Raw genomic sequence first — 1,263 nt, forward strand, 5'->3', positions numbered from 1 at the left:
GGGTTAAGTAGCAGAATGTGTGTCCGTTCGGCGTGTTGCGGGGCGGGTACACGGTTAGTTACTTCATGGGGTCTTTTCTGATTCCTATCGAGTGTTCGTACTCGGTTGGGATAGCGTTGTCGTAGAAGGCTGGTCGGCCTGTTTCTTGGTCGGCTTTGTTGTGGTCTTCTTCGGCAAGATAGTTGACTTTGGCGAGTTGATCTTGGCCATAATTGCACTGCCTGGCGATATTTAGCGGATCGTCAGGCAGTTGCTTTTTGGTGTGGAGGTACCACTCGAGCATTTTTCGTTGGCGTTCCCCTGACCTGCCTCGGTGCGCATCGGCGATGCGTTTGAGCTGGGCGTTTATGCCGCCTTCAAGACTGTTTGTCGTTGAAGCCCAGCGTTTAGGATCAAGCGCATTCGGTGGTGGCTTAAGGTAAGTAAACAACCAATTGTTGCGCGATAGGTGCAGCAGTGAGTTGTAGGCTTTGCGTATTCGCAGATGAGTCCATTCCCACTGGTTATTGAGTGTTCGGCGTTCTTTTGGCACGGGTGTTTTCTCGTTGAGGAATGTTTTGAATACCTGACCGAAGTCGTGCAGACGTAGCGTCCACTCCCGTGCCTGTTCGAGTGTGGTGACACGGGTTAGTTTCAGCGCCAGTGCGTAGATGGTTTTGCCGGCGTCGGTGCGCGGCCGTGAGTGGTGTAGCGGCGGATGACGCGTTGTGCATGGACGAGACAACGCTGAATCATCGCGTTTGGCCAGCAGGCTTTAATCGCGGTGAGTGCGCCTTGTCCGCCGTCGAGGACGACGCAGAGTGGTTCGGCGATTTTGCGAAGTAGCTGCGTGTATGCGTGGGCTGTTTCGTGTTTGGTCCAGTGCCATGCAATGACGTGGTCGCGGCTGGCTGCCACAAGTAGGCAGCCAGCCGCGGTGTAGGTGCCGTCGATGAAGATCTGATCGTAGACGCGCTGCGGGGCACCGTCGTTGGGGACGTCGATGAGCCAAAACGGTTCGAATCGGCGATCAAGTGTCCAACGACTCACCCTTTGTTGCCCGGCGAGTTCAGACAACGTCGCTGTGGAGGTGACATAGGAGATGAAGGCTTTGAAGTCGCAGGCCTGCGTGAGATCGGTGCGAGTTCGTGTCGTGGAGCTGCCGCAGTTCGGGTCTTTGCACCGCCACCTGGTTGTGCCTTTGGATGTGGTTCCGTTTTTCTTCATTTGCCCAGCACATACCGGGCATCGTGGCCTGTTTTTACTCACCCGGAAAGCACACCA

1 pseudogene is annotated in these 1,263 nt (G+C 55.5%); it reads right to left on the reverse strand.

Going from position 1 to position 1,263, the window contains the following annotated elements:
* Nucleotides 1-58: 58 nt before the first annotated feature.
* Nucleotides 59-1,206 (reverse strand): annotated as a pseudogene (locus tag HMPREF2692_RS11530) (IS1249 family transposase).
* Nucleotides 1,207-1,263 lie beyond the last annotated feature (57 nt).

The organism is Corynebacterium sp. HMSC036D03 (assembly GCF_001836185.1).
Taxonomy (GTDB): Bacteria; Actinomycetota; Actinomycetes; order Mycobacteriales; family Mycobacteriaceae; genus Corynebacterium; species Corynebacterium simulans.